This window comes from Pseudomonas sp. TKO26 (assembly GCF_003225665.1).
GTDB classification, from domain to species: domain Bacteria; phylum Pseudomonadota; class Gammaproteobacteria; order Pseudomonadales; family Pseudomonadaceae; genus Aquipseudomonas; species Aquipseudomonas saponiphila.
The window spans coordinates 68,243-83,846 of the sequence record NZ_QKLN01000016.1; the positions used below are offsets into that span (position 1 = coordinate 68,243).

Below are 15,604 nucleotides of genomic sequence, written 5' to 3' on the forward strand. Positions count from 1 at the left end.
AAGCATTGACCATGAACTCAGCAACAATCGGACAGGCCTACAACTACAAGGTGGTTCGCCAATTCGTCGTCGCAACCGTGGTATGGGGCGTGATCGGCATGGCCATGGGGGTGTGGATCGCCTCGCAACTGGTATGGCCGGAGATGAACCTCGATCTGCCCTGGAGCACCTTCGGCCGCCTGCGGCCGCTGCACACCAGCCTGGTGATCTTCGGTTTCGCCGGCAGCGCCCAGTTCGCCGCCAGCTACTACGCGGTACAGCGCACCTGCCAGGTACGGCTGTACTCCGACACCCTGGCCGCCTTCACCTTCTGGGGCTGGCAGTCGGTGATCGTGATCATGCTGATCAGCCTGCCCCTGGGCTACACCACCACCAAGGAATACGCCGAGATCGAATTCGCCGGCGCGGTGTGGATGGCGGTGGTCTGGGTGGCCTACGCGATCGTCTTCTTCACCACCGTGGTGCGGCGCAAGAGCCAGCACATCTATGTCGGCAACTGGTTCTTCGGTGCCTTCATCCTGGTGATTGCCATGCTCCACGTGGTCAACCACCTGTCGATCCCGGTGGACTGGTTCAAGTCCTACCCGGTGTATTCCGGGGCCACCGACGCCATGGTCCAGTGGTGGTACGGCCACAACGCCGTGGGCTTTTTCCTCACCACAGGCTTTCTCGGGATGATGTACTACTTCGTGCCCAAGCAAGTCGGACGCCCGGTGTACTCCTATCGCCTGTCCATCGTGCACTTCTGGGCGCTGATCACCCTGTACATCTGGGCCGGCCCGCACCACCTGCACTACACCGCCCTGCCGGACTGGGCCCAGTCCCTGGGCATGGCCATGTCGCTGATCCTCCTGGCCCCGAGCTGGGGCGGCATGATCAACGGCATGATGACCCTGTCGGGCGCCTGGCATAAGTTGCGCACCGACCCGATCCTGCGGTTCCTGGTGCTGTCCCTGGCGTTCTACGGCATGTCGACCTTCGAAGGCCCGATGATGGCGATCAAGACCGTCAACGCCCTGTCCCACTACACCGACTGGACCATCGGCCACGTGCACGCCGGAGCCCTGGGCTGGGTGGCGATGATCACCTTCGGCGCGATCTACCACATGGTGCCCAAGGTCTTCGGCCGCGAGCAGATGTACAGCGTGCCGCTGATCAACCTGCACTTCTGGCTCGCCACCATCGGCACCGTGCTGTACATCGCCTCGATGTGGGTCAACGGCATCACCCAGGGCCTGATGTGGCGCGCGGTCAACGAAGACGGGACCCTCACCTACTCCTTCGTCGAGGCCCTGGTGGCCAGCCATCCGGGGTTCGTGGTGCGTTTCGCCGGTGGCGTGTTCTTCTTGAGCGGCATGCTGCTGATGGCCTACAACACCTGGCGCACCGTGCGCGTGGCCGATGAAAAACTCGCGCTGAACGACGCCCAGATCGCCTGAGCCGGACCTTGCCCGCCGGCCCCAGTGGCCGGCGTTTTCTTTCAGGGAGCCTTTGGCCGATGGATATTCTGTTCAACCTGCTGGGGGTGGCGTTTCTCTACCTCTGCATCGAGTACTGCCTGCGCCACCAGAGCGCCAAGAGCCTGGACGACGCCAGCCTGATCCCCTTCGCCGACGACCCCGAGGTGGCCCACCGGGTCGAGCTGGCCACGGGCAAGAAAGTCAACGCCGTGGCCCCGGAGGAAGCCAAGCCGGGCTGGATCAACCTGGACATGTAACCCGCTGGCGCCTGCAGGCTCGCGTCGCAACTCCAGCAGGTCCGGCAGCGGCGATGCAGGCGCTGGCTACAGGGTGAAATCCGCGGCGCGCGTGGCAAACCGCAGCCGGTACTGACGCGGGGTCAAGCCCGTGGCCTGGCGCAAGGCACTGCCCAAATGGGACTGGTGGGCAAAACCACAGTCCTGGGCAATCGCCGCCAAGGGCAGGTCCGTGCGCTCCAGCAGGCGCCGGGCGGCTTGCACCCGCACCTCGGTGAGCCAGGCATGGGGGGTGATCCCCACGGCACGGCGAAAATCCCGCAACAGCCGCAGTTCGTTGTGCCCATAGGTCAGCGCCAGTTGCGCCAGGGACAGCGGCAGCGGGTATTCATCGGCCATCCGTTGCAGCACCGGCGCAAGCTTCGCCGCAGGGGACGGTGTTGCGCGCTCGCCTTGAACCAGCCCGAGAAACTCCAGCGCGCAGTGCTCCAGGGCCAGTTGGTCGCGGTCTGGTGCCAGCAGCAGGCGCCGGGCCTCGCGCCCCAGGGCCAGGGCACTGGCATGCCCCGGGCTCTGCCGGCGCTGCTGGCCGGCAATCAGCGGCGTCGCACCCTGCCAGCGCAGCAACAGGTACTCGCCGCCCTGGGCGGATTCGGAAAATACTTCGATGCCGGCGGGTGTCAGGGCCAGGGTCCCGGGCCAGGTGTCGAAATCCTCGCGCCGGTCGGAATCGATGGCATGCACCCCGCGCTGGCGCTCCAGGGTCACCCCCAGGCTTTGCCATTGCACCGGATCACGGGCGCTGTAGGCCGCTGCCGGCAGCAGTTGCAAAACCAGCCGGTCATCCAGCAGACGCTGTTCGAGAACCTCGGGCATGTGAAATTTCCTGATAGATCGCCAGCTCGGGCGCGACCAAACTGCGGCTCACTGACCCACACCACAGAGGAGTTGCCCATGCGCACCATCGGCCTGATTGGCGGCATGAGCTGGGAGTCCAGCGCCGAATACTATCGCCTGATCAACCAGCAGGTTCGGGACCGGCTGGGGCCGCTGCGCTCGGCGCGGCTGCTAATGTACAGCGTCGACTTCGGGCCTGTCGAACAGGCCCAGCATGCCGGGCGCTGGGACCAGGCGGCCGCGATCCTGGTGGACGCGGCCCTGCGCCTGCAGGCCGGCGGCGCCGAGTGCGTGGTGCTCTGCACCAACACCATGCACAAGGTCGCGCAGCAGATTCAGGCGGCCATCAGCGTGCCCTTCCTGCACATCGCCGACCCCACCGCGCAAGCGGCAGTGGACGCCGGCACCCTGCACGTCGGCCTCCTGGGCACCGCCTTCACCATGGAAGAAAGCTTCCTGAAGCAGCGCCTGGCGCAACGCGGGCTCAGCGTGCTGGTGCCCGATGAACAGCAACGCCAGGCAGTGCACCGGATCATCTACCAGGAGCTGTGCGTGGGCCTGGTCAGCGAGGCTTCGCGTCGGGTGTATCAGCAAGTGATCGACACGCTCCAGGCCCGGGGCGCCCAGGCGATCATCCTCGGTTGCACGGAAATCGGCCTGCTGCTCAAACCCGAGCACAGTCCCCTGCCCCTGCTCGACACCACCGCGCTGCATGCCCGGGCGGCGGTGGCCTTTGCCCTGGCGGACGACAACAGCGACCCGGGCTCGGCACCGGCCCCGTAGCCGCTATCGAGCCAAGGCGAGATTGCGAAACGGCCCGCAGGGCCTTGCCTGATGATTGGCAGAAGCGCCTTTGGCGCCCGCAAGATCCTTGCGGGCGCCAAGCACTGGTTCGCCGCCTGCGGCAGCGGCTGCAAGGTGCGGCGGGGTCAGGCGGGGCGGCGCAGCCGTGCCATGCTCAGCACGTCAACGAATTGCCCGCCACGGATGGCGTAGTCGCGCAGCCGGCCTTCGGTTTCAAAGCCGAATTTCTGGTACAGCGCAATGGCCGGCTGGTTGTCGACATACACCGTCAATTCGACCCGGCGCAGGTTCATCCAGTTGTCGGCCACATCCAGCACCGCCGCCAGCAGACGGCTGCCAATGCCCTGGCCCTGCCAGCTTGGGGACACGCCCATGGCCACATCCGCACAATGGGCGCGGCGCACCCGCGCCACCTGGTTCAGGCTGCAACTGCCGATCACCGAGCCCTGATGCAGAGCGACCAGAGCCACCCGCCCTTCGTGGTCCTGCCCCAGCCCTACCCGCTTGTGCCACAGCTCGCGGGATTGGTAGGGCAGTTGCAGGGTCTGGGCGGCCACGCTGGGTTCGCTGTACAGCGCGGTGAGGCCATCGATATGGGCTTCGGTGCAGCGCTCGATGACGATGGAGGGTTGGGCGTTGGGCATGGCGACGTCGTCCTTGAAGTTGAAGTGGCCAGGGAGTGTAAGGCGATCAGCCTGGAGCTGACGAGGGGATGGTTGCGCAGGCTTGTCGGCTCTTTGCCGACACCCGGGCCTTCACCACGGCTATGCGCAGATCAAGCGCGGTTCAGGAGCTGGCTTGCCGGCGAAGGCGAATCTGCGGCCGGGGCCAGGCTTACGGGCCCTTCGCCGGCAAGCCGGCTCCTACAGGCGGGGGTGGTGTGGCGGGCTCGCTCAGACAAACCAGTCCTGGCGTTCGCTGAAGGTATTGAGGATCAGCTCCACCAGTTGCTGCACCTGTTCCTCATGCTCCAGCCGGGCATTCACCGCCAGCCAGGCGCGGCGCTGCATGCTGTCCTGGAACAGCCCCGGCAAGGCGATCAGGCCGCGGTCGAAGTGGCTCATGTACTGCGGCAGCAGGCCAATGCAGGCGCTGCAGCGGATCATTTCCAGCATCAGCTCATAAGAGTGCACCTGCACCACGCCGGCCAGGCGCTGTTCCACCAGGCTGTTCCAGGGCCGGAACGGTTCCACCTGACGGTCGTGCTGCCATTGCACCAGCATGTAGTCGCTGAGGTCGTCGAGGCTGTCGGGACGCGCCGCCACCCGCGAGTAGCGCTTGGCGATGTGCGGCAGATAGTCGATGCGCGCCAGGGGCATGGGTTCGCGAGTGGCGAAGCTGGGGCCCGGCAGCGGCGATTCTTCGGCCGCCAGCCACAGCACCAGGTCGGCGCTCAGGGCCTGCAGGGACAGGTCGCTGTCGATGGAGATGATCTCCAGGCGCGCGCTGGCGTTGCGCCGCAGCAAGGCGATCAGGTCGCGGCCGAGGATGTCGTGGAGAATGGCTTCCGCCACGGCCAGGCGAATCAGCGGCTGTTCCACCACCGGCAGCCGGCGCTGGTGTGCCAGGGCCAGCAGCTGGCCCTGCAGTTGCTGGCCTTCGCGGCTCAGGCTCAGGACATTGCCCTGGTAACAGAACAGCGAACGGCGCAGGTGCTCTTCCAGCAGCGCCAGTTGCTTGCGCAACAGGGTGGCCTTGATGTTCAGGCTGCGCGCCGCCTGCATGAAGCAGCCGCAACGGGCACTGACCAGGAAATACTGGGCGACCTCCGGATCGATCCCGGCGGCCAGGGCCAGCCAGGCCTCCCGGGGTTCCTGCGGCGTGGTGTACGGCGCTACGCCCTGAAGTGGAGCGGGTTCGAGAAATGCCATGGGTGACTCCCTGTCTTGTTGAGTATTGCTTCCTTGGCTGGCGCGCGGCGGGGCCGGTGAAATCGCCATCGCTGGCCCGCTGCTGCCCATTGCCCTGTAGGAGCCGGCTTGCCGGCGAAGAGGACCGTGAGATCGCCTTCGCTGGCAAGCCAGCTCCTACAGTTTGTCGTCCAGGACTTGATTCAATACCGCGCCATCGATGCTCAGGGTCGCGGTGTTGAGCATGCCTTCCAGGTAGGCCTTGGCGATCTGCTCCTGACGCTGGGCACGCAGGGCCTGGGTCAGGCGCTCGCGCAACTCGTCCAGGGTCGCGGTACGCGCCGGTTGCTGTTCGGTGAGCTTGAGCACATGGAAACCCGCCGCGCTCTGCACCACCTCGGACACGCCACCAACCTTGAGCCGGGCCACCGCGCTGCGCACTTCCGGCAGCAGTTGCTGCAAGGGTTGCAGCCCCGAGTCGCTGTCGCGGTCCTGGGAGTACTGCGCCGCCAGGGCGGCGAAGTCAGCCGGTGCGGCCTGGGCCTTGCGGCTCAGTTCCTGGGCCTGGCGCCGTACCTGCTCAACGGCCTGCGGCTCGGCGACGGCGAGGAAGATCTGGCTGACCCGGTACAGCGGCGGGGTCATCCAGGCCGCCTTGCCGCTGTCATAGGCCTGCTGCAACTCCGCCGCGCTGGGGTAGTCCGCCGGCACCTGGCTGACCGACTGCATATAGTCGCGAAACACGATCTGTTCAGTGGCGGCGCGGGTCTGCTGCTCCACCTCCGGGCGCTGGCGCCAGCCCTGGGCGTCGGCCTGTTCCAGCACGGCCTTTTGCGCCAGCCGCGAGCGAATCCAGGCGTCCAGCGCCGCACGGTTGCCCCGCAGTTGCGCACGGGCGTCCTCGGGCAGGCTGGCGAACAGCGTCTTCAACTCCTCGGCCGCCACCTGCTGGTTGCCCAGGCGCGCCACCGCCGGGGAGCTCGCCGTTTGCTGCAGCACGGTCGGCGCCGGTTGCTGGGCCGCCACCGGGTCGCTGCCCGGACGCAGGGCCAGCCCCAGCGCCAGGCCGAGCAGGGTCAGTGCCCCGGCACCGACCACCAGGGTCGGCTTCTTCACAGGCTGGCCGCCTCTTCCCGGGGCTGCTGCTCGGGCACCGGCGGCTGTTCGCCCCGGGCCTGCAACTGGGCCGCCTGCTGGCTGTATTCGCGCAGGTAAACGATGAACTCCTGCAGCAGCCGGTCCCACAGTTCCAGCTGGCTGCGCAGGTAACTCTCGCCGACCCCGGCCACCACCACGTCCATCTCCATCAGCAAAAACTCGCCCTGCAGCGACAGCCGGGCAAAGCGCCGCGAGGCGTTCCACAGTTCCGCCAGCCCGACCGGCAGCTCACCCTGCACTCGCAAGGCGCAGCTGTAGGTGAAGTCCACATAGTGCCCGGCCTCGCTGCCCGGGTTGCCGAAACGCACGGCATAGCCGATGCCCTGGCTGGCGCTGAGCAGTTGCACGATGCCGTTCTGCTCGGTCTGGTTGACCCGGTAGCCGGCGCCTTGCAGCAGGTCGGTGAGGCTGTCGGTGGTCACGCTATTAATCAAGTTCATGCTGGTCTCTTCCCTGGTGATCAGTGGGTGCTCGCCGCCCGCGGGGCGTCGAACTGGGTCTGGTAAAGCTCGTCGCCAAAACCCTGGGCCAGTTCTTCGAACTTGACCCGGGCCTTGCCGGCGAAGGGCTGGCGGATGTTCACCACCTCGGCCACGTCGATCTTTTCGTAGGCCGTCAGAATCTGTTTGGCGATGCCGTACATCTGCTGATTCTTGACTGCGCATTGCTGCACTTGTGTGTCACGTTCGCTCAATTGCGCCTGCAATTTCGCCCGCTCGGCTTCCTTGCCCCGGGCCAGCACCAGCAAGTCTTCGTAGGCTTTCTTGAACTTGCCCAACTGCTCGCTGCTGGCCGCCGCCTGGGCTTGGGCCTGGCTTTGCAGGTTCTGCTGCTGGCCGGCCAGTTGCTCGGCCACGCCGCGGGTCTTGGCCAGCTCGGCGCTCAGTTGCTTGACCTGGGCCTGGGCTTGCTTGGCCGCGTTCTCGGCGGCAAGCCGCGCGGCCGCGGCCTGGGCCTGCTCGCTTTGCAGGGCCTGCAACTGCTGGGTGGTGCTGCGCAACTGGGTGCGCAGGCGTTCCTCCATGCCTTCGGCACTGGCCCCGGCGCAGGCCAGCACACTGCAGGCCAGCAACAGGCTGACCGCCCCTGCCCTCACTCGGCTGTTCATAACCTTCCTCCCGATGCTTAGAAGCGCGTGTTGAGTTCAAGCTGCATGACATCGACTTCGTAGCGCGGCCCGTAGACTTCCGAGGCGCTCATGTAGCGGGCCGTGGCGTAGATGTTCTTGTCGATGCCGTAGTTGCCGCCGACGAAATAGCCCTTGGCGTTGGTGCCCCCCAGGTGGAACGAGGAATCGTTGAAGCCGTCGGGCAAGGCATCGGGCTGGATGTACTTGTAGCCAGCCAGCAGGTTCCAGTCGCCGGACTTCTTCATCTCCAGGGCGTTGCCCAGGGTGAACTGCACCATCAAGGCATTGCCGCCGCTTTCGAACTCGCCGTTGCGGTTGATGTTGTTGACGATCTGGCCTTCGCTGCGCTTGAGCATCTCGCCCTTGTCGTAGGCCAGGTTGCGGATGTAGTTGGTCTGGCTGCGCAGGCGCAGGTCGTCCGGCAGCTCGGTGTCCCAGGCCAGGTTCAGGTCGAGCACGTCGAATTTGGAGGCCAGGCCGACGAACTGCGGCTGCGGAGTCAGGCCCGGGGTGGCCGGGTTGGGGGTGATGTTGCGCAGCAGGAACACGCTGTTGCCCTTCTGCATGAAGGCCACGCGCGAGCCGTCGGTGTCGCAGCCCGGGGCCCCGGCCCAGGGCGCGCAAGGGCTGGAGCGCTGGCCTTCGATGTCATCGAAGCGGTAGTAGGCCAGGGCACCCTTGAGGCTGTTGCTGCGGTTGATCTTCCAGTTGGCGCCGATCTGCCCGCCGAACAGCCACTTGGTGTCGCTCTCGTTCTTGTCGAAGCCGTTACTGGTGGCGGTGTCGTTGGTGTACTCCACCGGGAACACGCCGAGGGTGCCGAACAGGCCCCAGTCGCTGCTGAGCTTGTGGTTGAACAGCGCCGCCACGCCGTCGAAGTTCAGGTCGTTGGAATACAGCATGTCGGTGGAATAGAACGGGTTGGCGAAACGCCCGCCGGTCAGGGTCAGGTCCTGGCTGGCCTTCCAGGTCAGGTAGCCCTGGTCGAGCCAGATGTCCTTCTTGCCAAAGCCCCCGCCCAGGGTCTGGGTGGTGGACACCGGGTTGTTGTCCGAGCCGGTGCCGATGCGGATGCCGGCGGTCCATTCCGGCGAGATCACCGCCTTCATCCCCAGGCGCGCGCGCAGGCGGAACAGGTTGTCACGGTCTTCACGGCTGTTGAGCAGTGGCGGCAGCTTGCTGTTGGTGTCCTTGTTGACGTCGTAGGGGCCGTTGTCGTTGAGCTTGGCGTAGTCGACGATCTCGTTGCTGTTGTTGTCGGCAAAGAACCGCGACTCCTCGCGCAGGCGGATATCGCCGTCAAAGCTGATGCGCGACACCCAGTCCGGGAAGGTGTTGGGCTGGGCCCAGTTTTCCTGCTTGGCGGTGGCCATGACCTCGGCCTTGACCTGATCGCGGATCTGCTCGCGGACGATCGCCGGCACGTATTGCACCCGCACATCCCCCGGCGCCGCCGTGGGGCCAGGAGCCGCCACGACGGTGGCGGCGCTGGCCTGCCGGGCCTGCTGGGCCTCTTGTTCGGCCTGGGCGATCAATGCCTCGGCCTTGGCCTGCGGCAGTACCCCCTGCTGCACCAACAGACGGATCAGGTTGATCGTGGCGTTCTCCGAAGGCGCGGCCGCGGCGGCCGAGGCCTGTCCGGCCAGGGTCAGGGCGACCATGCCGAGCGCCAGGGTCAATCGATTCACGGTGGAAATCATCTGCACACAACTCCTGTAGAAACTGCAAATAGGGGTTCGCTCATTCCGGTCGCCGGCCCTTGAGGGACAAGCGCACCGGCAAGGTCAGGGAGGCCGGCATACGTTCTTTCAGGCGCGGCGTGGCCCGCAGCGCCGCCAGCACCTGCTGGTCGGTCTCGGGGTTGCCGCTGGAGCCGGCCAGCTCGGCGCGGGTCACCTGGCCATCGGCGCCGAGCCACAGGTCGACCTGCAGCGCATAGGCCTTCTTGCGCAGCTCCGGATCCTCGCGCAGCACCCGTTGAAAGGTCGCCGCCAGGTACTGCTTGTAGGTGCCGGTGCCCAGCCCGCCGCCACCGGCGCCGGCCATGCCGCCGCCCTTGCCAGCGCCGACGTTGAAGCCGTCGTTGCCGGACTGGGCGTCGCCATCGATCTGCATCGGGTTGGCCAGGTCGTCCGCCGGCGATGGCGGGGCTTCCTCCTCCGGCTTGACCTCATCGGGGGTCGGCGTGGGTTCGGGTTCCGGCACCTTCTCCTCCACCGGTTCCGGCTCCTTGGGCTGCTCCGGCGGCGGTGGTGGGGGCGGCGGCGGAGGCGGCAGCGGGATGATGGTCGGCACCTTCGGCGCTTCGCGGCGCACCCCGGCCATGTCATTGGCCCACTGCCACAGCAGCCAGGCAGCCACGGCCCCCAGCAGCAGCCCGGCGCCCCACTTCAGCAGTTGCACGGCGCGCGGCTTGTGCTGCACCGGCGGCAGCTCGATCGGTTGTTGTGCGGTCATGGCTCAGCCCTGGCTCGGTTTGCCGGTGACCAGGCCGACCTGGGACAACTCCAGGCGGCGCAGCAGGTCGAGGACTTCAATGACCTTCTGGTACTGCACCGTGGCATCGCCACGGACGATGATCGGGAAGTCCGGGTTCTGCGCCTTCTCGATGCGCAGGCGCTCTTCCAGCTCGCCCAGGGTCACCGGGTAGGCATCGAGGAACACCTGGCCGCCATCGTTCACCGAAATGGCCTTGGTCTTGGCCTCGGACAGCGACACCGAGGCACTGGCCTTGGGCAGGTGGATCTGGATGCCCGAAACCTGGGCGGTGGCGGTGAGGATGAACATCACCAGCACCACCATCAGCACGTCCACCAGGGGCGTGATGTTGATGCTGTCGACGGCGGCGTCGTCTTCGTCGTCATGGGAGGCGTTCACGGAAGCCATGGCAGTTCTCCTCAGGCCGGAACCGACGCGTTGCTGTGACTGACCCGCCAGTGGGCGTTCTCGCTGTGCTGGCTCTCGCCATGCAGCTCCGCCAGGCGAGTGATGAACTCGTCGACGAACACCCGCATGTCGGCGCCGACTTCCTTGTTGCGGGTGATCAGGCGGTTGTAGCCAAACAGCGCCGGAATCGCGACGAACAGGCCCATGGCGGTGGCCAGCAAGGCCGCAGCCATGCCCGGGGCGATCGCATTGATGTTGACGTCACCGGCCATGGCGGTGCCGAGGAACACCACCATGATCCCCAGCACCGTGCCCAGCAGGCCGATGTAGGGGCCGCCGGCAATGGCGTTGGACAGGGTCGAGAGCTTGGCACTGAGCTGCTGGTTTTCCCGGGTGCGCACCCCGTCCATGGAGCAGCGAATGGCTTCGATGGTGGCCGCCGACACCGAGGAGGTATCGGCGCCCTGCTCGCGGCGGGTGCGGATCTCCTTCACCGCCACCAGGTACAGGCGCCACAGCGAGGAATGCTCCAGGCGGCTGGCCAGTACCTGATCGTCGGCGAACATCTCCAGGCGCGTGCCGACCTTGGCGAACTGCTCGCGAAACAGCCCGTTGGCGGCGCTGACCCGGCTGACCATGCGGTTCTTGCGCAGCATGATCACCCAGGACTGGATCATCATTGCCACCAGCACCAGGATGATCACCCAGGCATCCACCGGCACCGCCTTGAGCAAAAAGCCCAGGCTGCCGAAACCAAACCCCGACTGTTCTTCATCGACGCCGTAGGCCACCAGCTTCGACTCCGCGCCCTGGGCGCTGGCATCGGCCAGGATCAGCGCCGCCGGACGCGCCACCTTGGACAGGCGCAGCTCGTCCAGGGCCCCAGTGAACGGCAGGAAGCGGCTGGCCTCGGCGCCAGCGGCGGGCGGCAGGTCGGCACCGATGGCCATGACCGAATTGAAGGTTGGAATGGCTTGGGCCAGGCTCGCGGTTTCCCGGCCATTGACGTACAGCGCCAGGCGGCTGCCCTCGCCGCTCAGGGCCAGGTGCTGCCACTGCCCCGGGTTCAGCGGCTGGGTGGAGGCGGCGCGCTGGCCGTCCACTTCGACGAAGGGCATGCCCTGGTTGACGCCGATCAGCAGGCTGCCGGCGCCTTCGCGGCGGGCCAGCAGCAGCTGTTCACCGCTGGCCTGATCCAGGCGCACCCAGGCGCTGAAGGGGAAGGCGCCGCCGGCGTTGTGCTGCAGCGACGGGCTGGCCGGCAGCAGCAGCGGCTGGCCGCTGAACTGCAAGGCGCGGCCGATGACCCCGTCAATGCTGGCGCCGGTGGCGTTCTGCGCGGTGTTGCCGTAGGCGGTGGTGTCTTTGGCCGGGGTGCCGTTGCTGCCATCGAAGTGGTAGATGGCGGTGTAGCTGGGGTCGAAGGTCAACTGGCCGTTGGCGGTGCTCGGCGCCTTCGGGTTGCCGTAGTACATCCAGAGGTCCTGGCGCTGGCCGCCTTCGACCTTGGGCACATCGACCCAGATCAACGCCATGCCCATCAGCGGGTCGAAGCTTTCGATCTGGTGGTTGAGCACGGTCTTGTCATCGGCGGTGACAAAGCGCAGGTCGGCGCCGTCTTCCTTGACCCCATCGAAGGTGAAGTTGCCGGTGTGCAGGCGCACCAGCAGCGCGGTGCGGCCCAGGGCCTCATTGATGGCGGCGCCCTGGGGGGTGGTGTCCACCGAGATCTGCTTGCGGTAATGCCAGTCGTCCTGCCACCAGGCGTGGGCCGTGGCCGGGAGCACGAAGCCCAGGCAGATCAACAGGCTCAGGAATAAGCGTTGCATGGGAAGGGTCTCCGTAATGGGTCAGAACGTCGCTTGCACGCTGAAGTGCAGGCGCGGGTCGTATTTCTGGGTGTTGGGGCCGTCTTTCAGCGGGTAGCCCCAGTCGAGGCTGCCGGACAGCCACTTGCTCAAACTGGCGCGGGTGCCCAGGCCAACGCTGGCCAGGCTGTACCGGTCTTCCTGCTCCGGCAGCGGCTCGTGCAGCGACAGGTGCGCGCCTTCGGCAAAGGCGTAGAAACGCCACTCCTGCACGTAGCTGCCAAGGAACTTGGCCAGCGACGGCGTGCGCAGCTCCTGGGAGAACAGGTAGCCCTCGTCCCCGGTGCGCTCGGCGGCCAGATAGCCGCGCACCGAGGTGGCGCCACCGGCGGAATACTGCTCGTTGGACACCAAGGGCCCGGAGGCCAGCTGGAAGGCGGCCTTGGACGCCGACTGCCAGTCGTTGGCGAAGGTGTAGGTGAAATTCAGGTCGCCCTTGAGCACCGAGAAACTGGCGCTGGCCTCGTCGCGCTTGTAGTGGAACTCCTCGGCGTCGCTGCCGTAGCCGAAGAAGCGCCGGGTGCCGACGATCAGGTTCAGGCCCAGGCCCAGCTGGGATTTTTCGCTGTAGCGGTAGCCGTTGTAGCCAAAGGTCACTGGGGCGTACTTCAACGGAATCTGGTCGCTGCTGCGGCCAAAGCGCATCTCTTCCTCGAAGTCCTTGAAGTCCACCCCCAGCGACAGCGAGTTGGCCCAGTTGCCGGCCGTGGGCAAGGTGTAGATCGCCGACACCCCGTAGGAATGGCCCTTGCCCAGCACGTTGCTGCCGCCGATGGTGGCGATGTTGCTGTCGGACTGGTAACCGGAGAACTGCAAAGCCCAGCGCTCGCTCAGCGGCGCGGTGTAGGAACCGGACCAGACCTTGGCGTTGTCGGTGTCCTGGGGTGCGGTGAAGTAGGTCAGGGAAATGCTGTGGCCCAGCTGCCAGAGGTTGTCGTAACCAACGTTGACCACCGTGCGCAGCTTCTCGGTATCGGCGCTGTAGTCATTGTTCAGGCCGACGCTGGCGTGCCAGGGGTTCTGGTCTTCCACTTGCAGGTCGACGTCCATGGTCCCCGGGCGCTGGCCCTCGCGCACCAGCGGCATGACCTGGCGCCCGGCACCGCGATTGAGCCCGGCCAGCTGGCTTTGCACCGTGGCAAAGTCCGGCACCTGGCCTTCTTGCAGCGCCGGCACCTGATCGCGGATCTCCACCGGCGAGTAATGCTTGGCGCCCACCACCCGCACCCGTCCGACCTTGGTTTCACTCACCTGCAGGTAGACGATGCCGTCCTCGACCTTCTGCTCCGGCAGCTCGACGAACACCGACTGATAGCCGCGCTCCTGATAGACCTTCTGCAGCGCATCGCGAGCGCCTTCGATATCCGCCAGGGCCTTTTGCGGCCCGAGGAACGGGTACACCGCCTCCTCGATGGCCCGGGCATCGAGCACGGTATTGCCGCGCACAAAGTACTCATTGACGTCCACCAAGCGCGGCGCGGCCGTGGCTTCGACCGGCACCGGCTCGCCCTCCTCGGCCTGCACCGCCGGCGCCAGCGCCAACAGCGCCAACCAACCGCACAACGGCCACCAGCGCCCGCCACTGCCGGGTCGCCCTGATTTGCCCAGATGCTCCACACCGCCCCCTAAAAATCTGAAAATTGGCGCGCGCACGCGCATTGCCGTCGCCGTCTGCACAGCGTTTGGCCGCTTCAATTACTGCTGATCGAGGTGTTTTCGTGGCGCGCCAGCCAGGTGTGCAACAGCGCAAAATTCAGCGAGAACTCGGGCATTTGCAGCAGAGCGCCGCAGAACACTTCACCGATGATTTTCTGGATCAGACGCACCGCCCGCGGGTCATTGAGCAGCGTGCCGATGTCACGACTCAGCACGTTGAAGCTCCAGACCTTCTGGTTCAGATCCAGACCGACGAACCAGCGGAACAGCAGGTTGTAGCTGAGCTGCTCATACAACTGCTGCTCGCTGGGCACCGAATACAGCAACTGCAACAACAGAATCTGCACCACCGTGCGCGGCGCAATCAGCAGCCCCGGCTCGGCATTGAGGCCCTGGAGCAGATCGCCGTGCTGATCGAGCAACTCATCGATCTGCGGACGCAACAGCACCAGCGAATGGCCGGGCGGGATATAGCTCGACACCTCCTTCAAGGCGCCCTGCCAGTCATCCTGGGACACGATCCAGACCCAAGGCGCCCCATAGCGATAGACCGACACCGGCTTCTTGCGCGCCGCCTCGACAATCTTCGACAGCCGTTGATCCAGCTCCTGCATGCCCACTTTCGAGTAGCGTTCCATAGTCCCCATAGCCTCACTCCCGGCGTCCCGCCTCGGCTTAAAAAAGTGGCCTGGCGGCCCCCTCAAGCGCGTTACATACCCAAGACATGCGTGGCCATGTGCTACCGAACTTTTGTCATAAAAGCTTCATTCACAAAGGCCAACGGACGGTGAAACCACGACCTCCGAAAGTGGAGCGTGCACACAGCCCATTACCGGATGGGCAGGCCTGGGCTGCTTCGCGAAATATTTGGTCGTGAATTAATTCTCGCCAGCCCCAGCCTGCGTTACAGCCCGGTGCGCAAGCCCTTGCGCAGTGCATTCAGGCTATAAGGCCGGCAGCTTTCAGCGTGGCGGACGGCCACGCCAACACACTGTTACGACAGGAGGAACCATGGATGTTCAACGCCTCGCGCAGGGCAAGGCACGGCGCAGGACTGGCCTGCTGGCGCGGGTACTGGTCAGCGCCCTAGCCCTGCAAGGCTGCGCAGGACAAACAGCCGACATGATTGGATTGCCCATCGAGGGCTTCAGCCACACATCGGCAGCCATCAACCGCTTTTCGGTCAATGGCAATGGCGGTCCGAATATCAGCCCCTATGGAGGTGGGGGTAGCCAGATGTGCTGCGCACCACTTCCGGTCAAGTGGCACCCTGGTTTGACCGTGGTCGTAGAGTGGGAAAAAGACTCTGACCCTCACGCATCTGCAAATTGGCCACCACTAGGGACTGATGGCTACAGGGCGGCCTACAAGATTCACGCAGCCAAGTACACCCGTCATCGCGCGGTGGTGGTTGTTGCACCGTATGAACGACCCGGAGCTATCGACGTTCATTTTCTGCCCTGCAATCAAGTCGCGGTATCCGCCGTGGCGGAGTTGCCAGGCCAACCTGGGTATCCCTTTAACTTCCCTCAAAAAATGCAGGAGCCCACGACATGTCCGAAGCCTTAACTCCGCCTCATTCCCGGCCAGAACCACAATGGCTCCCCCCTACACCCGAGTTCAGAGAGGGTGGGCTGCTACCTGAAACCTCGAAGCAAGT

The 15,604-nt window shown here is 65.6% G+C and carries 16 protein-coding genes; 4 read left to right on the forward strand and 12 right to left on the reverse strand.

The window, feature by feature from the left end:
• Positions 1-11 precede the first annotated feature (11 nt).
• Both ccoN and DNK59_RS20980 read left to right on the forward strand, forming a co-directional pair.
• A complete protein-coding gene (gene ccoN / locus DNK59_RS20975) occupies positions 12-1,439 on the forward strand; it encodes a cytochrome-c oxidase, cbb3-type subunit I (protein ID WP_092315003.1) in 1,428 nt (475 codons plus the stop codon).
• A 59-nt stretch (positions 1,440-1,498) separates the two neighbouring features.
• A complete protein-coding gene (locus tag DNK59_RS20980) occupies positions 1,499-1,717 on the forward strand; it encodes a CcoQ/FixQ family Cbb3-type cytochrome c oxidase assembly chaperone (RefSeq protein WP_092315005.1) in 219 nt (72 codons plus the stop codon).
• Positions 1,718-1,783: 66 nt separating this feature from the next.
• Here DNK59_RS20980 and DNK59_RS20985 read toward each other — a convergent pair whose 3' ends face one another.
• A complete protein-coding gene (locus DNK59_RS20985; RefSeq protein WP_110724458.1) occupies positions 1,784-2,572 on the reverse strand; it encodes a helix-turn-helix domain-containing protein in 789 nt (262 codons plus the stop codon).
• Between the two features lie 78 nt (positions 2,573-2,650).
• Here DNK59_RS20985 and DNK59_RS20990 point away from each other — a divergent pair, with 78 nt between their 5' ends.
• A complete protein-coding gene (locus DNK59_RS20990) occupies positions 2,651-3,376 on the forward strand; it encodes an aspartate/glutamate racemase family protein (protein WP_110724459.1) in 726 nt (241 codons plus the stop codon).
• Positions 3,377-3,522: 146 nt separating this feature from the next.
• On the opposite strand, the gene DNK59_RS20995 is transcribed toward DNK59_RS20990, so the two are convergent.
• The 11 genes from DNK59_RS20995 to DNK59_RS21045 form a co-directional block, all read right to left on the reverse strand.
• Complete coding sequence (locus DNK59_RS20995; RefSeq protein ID WP_092315011.1) at positions 3,523-4,041, reverse strand: GNAT family N-acetyltransferase; 519 nt, start codon at positions 4,039-4,041, stop codon at positions 3,523-3,525.
• Positions 4,042-4,290: 249 nt separating this feature from the next.
• On the reverse strand, positions 4,291-5,268 hold the full coding sequence (locus DNK59_RS21000) for a LysR family transcriptional regulator (protein WP_110724460.1): 978 nt from the start codon (positions 5,266-5,268) through the stop codon (positions 4,291-4,293).
• A 156-nt stretch (positions 5,269-5,424) separates the two neighbouring features.
• On the reverse strand, positions 5,425-6,363 hold the full coding sequence (locus DNK59_RS21005; protein WP_110724461.1) for a peptidyl-prolyl cis-trans isomerase: 939 nt from the start codon (positions 6,361-6,363) through the stop codon (positions 5,425-5,427).
• A complete protein-coding gene (locus DNK59_RS21010) occupies positions 6,360-6,845 on the reverse strand; it encodes a YbjN domain-containing protein (RefSeq protein WP_110724462.1) in 486 nt (161 codons plus the stop codon). Before DNK59_RS21010 ends, DNK59_RS21005 begins: the two co-directional genes overlap by 4 nt.
• A gap of 20 nt (positions 6,846-6,865) precedes the next feature.
• Positions 6,866-7,513: a DNA repair protein gene (locus tag DNK59_RS21015; protein ID WP_110724463.1), complete on the reverse strand. Its 648-nt coding sequence runs from the start codon at positions 7,511-7,513 to the stop codon at positions 6,866-6,868.
• Positions 7,514-7,530: 17 nt separating this feature from the next.
• Entirely contained in the window at positions 7,531-9,234 is a 1,704-nt protein-coding gene (locus tag DNK59_RS21020) for a putative porin (protein WP_092315021.1), read from the reverse strand.
• Between the two features lie 40 nt (positions 9,235-9,274).
• Positions 9,275-9,991, reverse strand: coding sequence for an energy transducer TonB (locus DNK59_RS21025; protein WP_110724464.1), 717 nt, complete (start codon positions 9,989-9,991; stop codon positions 9,275-9,277).
• 3 nt (positions 9,992-9,994) lie between these two features.
• A complete protein-coding gene (locus DNK59_RS21030) occupies positions 9,995-10,420 on the reverse strand; it encodes a biopolymer transporter ExbD (protein WP_011061113.1) in 426 nt (141 codons plus the stop codon).
• An 11-nt stretch (positions 10,421-10,431) separates the two neighbouring features.
• Complete coding sequence (locus tag DNK59_RS21035) at positions 10,432-12,249, reverse strand: DUF2341 domain-containing protein (protein ID WP_110724465.1); 1,818 nt, start codon at positions 12,247-12,249, stop codon at positions 10,432-10,434.
• A gap of 21 nt (positions 12,250-12,270) precedes the next feature.
• Positions 12,271-13,905, reverse strand: a complete 1,635-nt coding sequence (locus tag DNK59_RS21040) for a ShlB/FhaC/HecB family hemolysin secretion/activation protein (RefSeq protein WP_371920309.1) — start codon at positions 13,903-13,905, stop codon at positions 12,271-12,273.
• A 74-nt stretch (positions 13,906-13,979) separates the two neighbouring features.
• The gene (locus tag DNK59_RS21045; RefSeq protein WP_110724467.1) at positions 13,980-14,582 is read right to left on the reverse strand and encodes a transposase; all 603 of its coding nucleotides are present in this window, start codon (positions 14,580-14,582) and stop codon (positions 13,980-13,982) included.
• A 373-nt stretch (positions 14,583-14,955) separates the two neighbouring features.
• Between DNK59_RS21045 and DNK59_RS21050 the strand changes: the two genes are divergently transcribed.
• Positions 14,956-15,513: a DUF3304 domain-containing protein gene (locus DNK59_RS21050; protein ID WP_110724468.1), complete on the forward strand. Its 558-nt coding sequence runs from the start codon at positions 14,956-14,958 to the stop codon at positions 15,511-15,513.
• Positions 15,514-15,604: the final 91 nt, after the last annotated feature.

What these genes read in the sequence shown, in the direction of transcription:
- ccoN (WP_092315003.1), top strand. Translation starts at nt 12, where the DNA reads ATGAACTCAGCAACAATCGGACAGGCCTACAACTACAAGGTGGTTCGC.
- DNK59_RS20980 (WP_092315005.1), top strand. Translation starts at nt 1,499, where the DNA reads ATGGATATTCTGTTCAACCTGCTGGGGGTGGCGTTTCTCTACCTCTGC.
- DNK59_RS20985 (WP_110724458.1), bottom strand. Translation starts at nt 2,572, where the DNA reads ATGCCCGAGGTTCTCGAACAGCGTCTGCTGGATGACCGGCTGGTTTTG.
- DNK59_RS20990 (WP_110724459.1), top strand. Translation starts at nt 2,651, where the DNA reads ATGCGCACCATCGGCCTGATTGGCGGCATGAGCTGGGAGTCCAGCGCC.
- DNK59_RS20995 (WP_092315011.1), bottom strand. Translation starts at nt 4,041, where the DNA reads ATGCCCAACGCCCAACCCTCCATCGTCATCGAGCGCTGCACCGAAGCC.
- DNK59_RS21000 (WP_110724460.1), bottom strand. Translation starts at nt 5,268, where the DNA reads ATGGCATTTCTCGAACCCGCTCCACTTCAGGGCGTAGCGCCGTACACC.
- DNK59_RS21010 (WP_110724462.1), bottom strand. Translation starts at nt 6,845, where the DNA reads ATGAACTTGATTAATAGCGTGACCACCGACAGCCTCACCGACCTGCTG.
- DNK59_RS21015 (WP_110724463.1), bottom strand. Translation starts at nt 7,513, where the DNA reads ATGAACAGCCGAGTGAGGGCAGGGGCGGTCAGCCTGTTGCTGGCCTGC.
- DNK59_RS21020 (WP_092315021.1), bottom strand. Translation starts at nt 9,234, where the DNA reads ATGATTTCCACCGTGAATCGATTGACCCTGGCGCTCGGCATGGTCGCC.
- DNK59_RS21025 (WP_110724464.1), bottom strand. Translation starts at nt 9,991, where the DNA reads ATGACCGCACAACAACCGATCGAGCTGCCGCCGGTGCAGCACAAGCCG.
- DNK59_RS21030 (WP_011061113.1), bottom strand. Translation starts at nt 10,420, where the DNA reads ATGGCTTCCGTGAACGCCTCCCATGACGACGAAGACGACGCCGCCGTC.
- DNK59_RS21035 (WP_110724465.1), bottom strand. Translation starts at nt 12,249, where the DNA reads ATGCAACGCTTATTCCTGAGCCTGTTGATCTGCCTGGGCTTCGTGCTC.
- DNK59_RS21045 (WP_110724467.1), bottom strand. Translation starts at nt 14,582, where the DNA reads ATGGAACGCTACTCGAAAGTGGGCATGCAGGAGCTGGATCAACGGCTG.
- DNK59_RS21050 (WP_110724468.1), top strand. Translation starts at nt 14,956, where the DNA reads ATGGATGTTCAACGCCTCGCGCAGGGCAAGGCACGGCGCAGGACTGGC.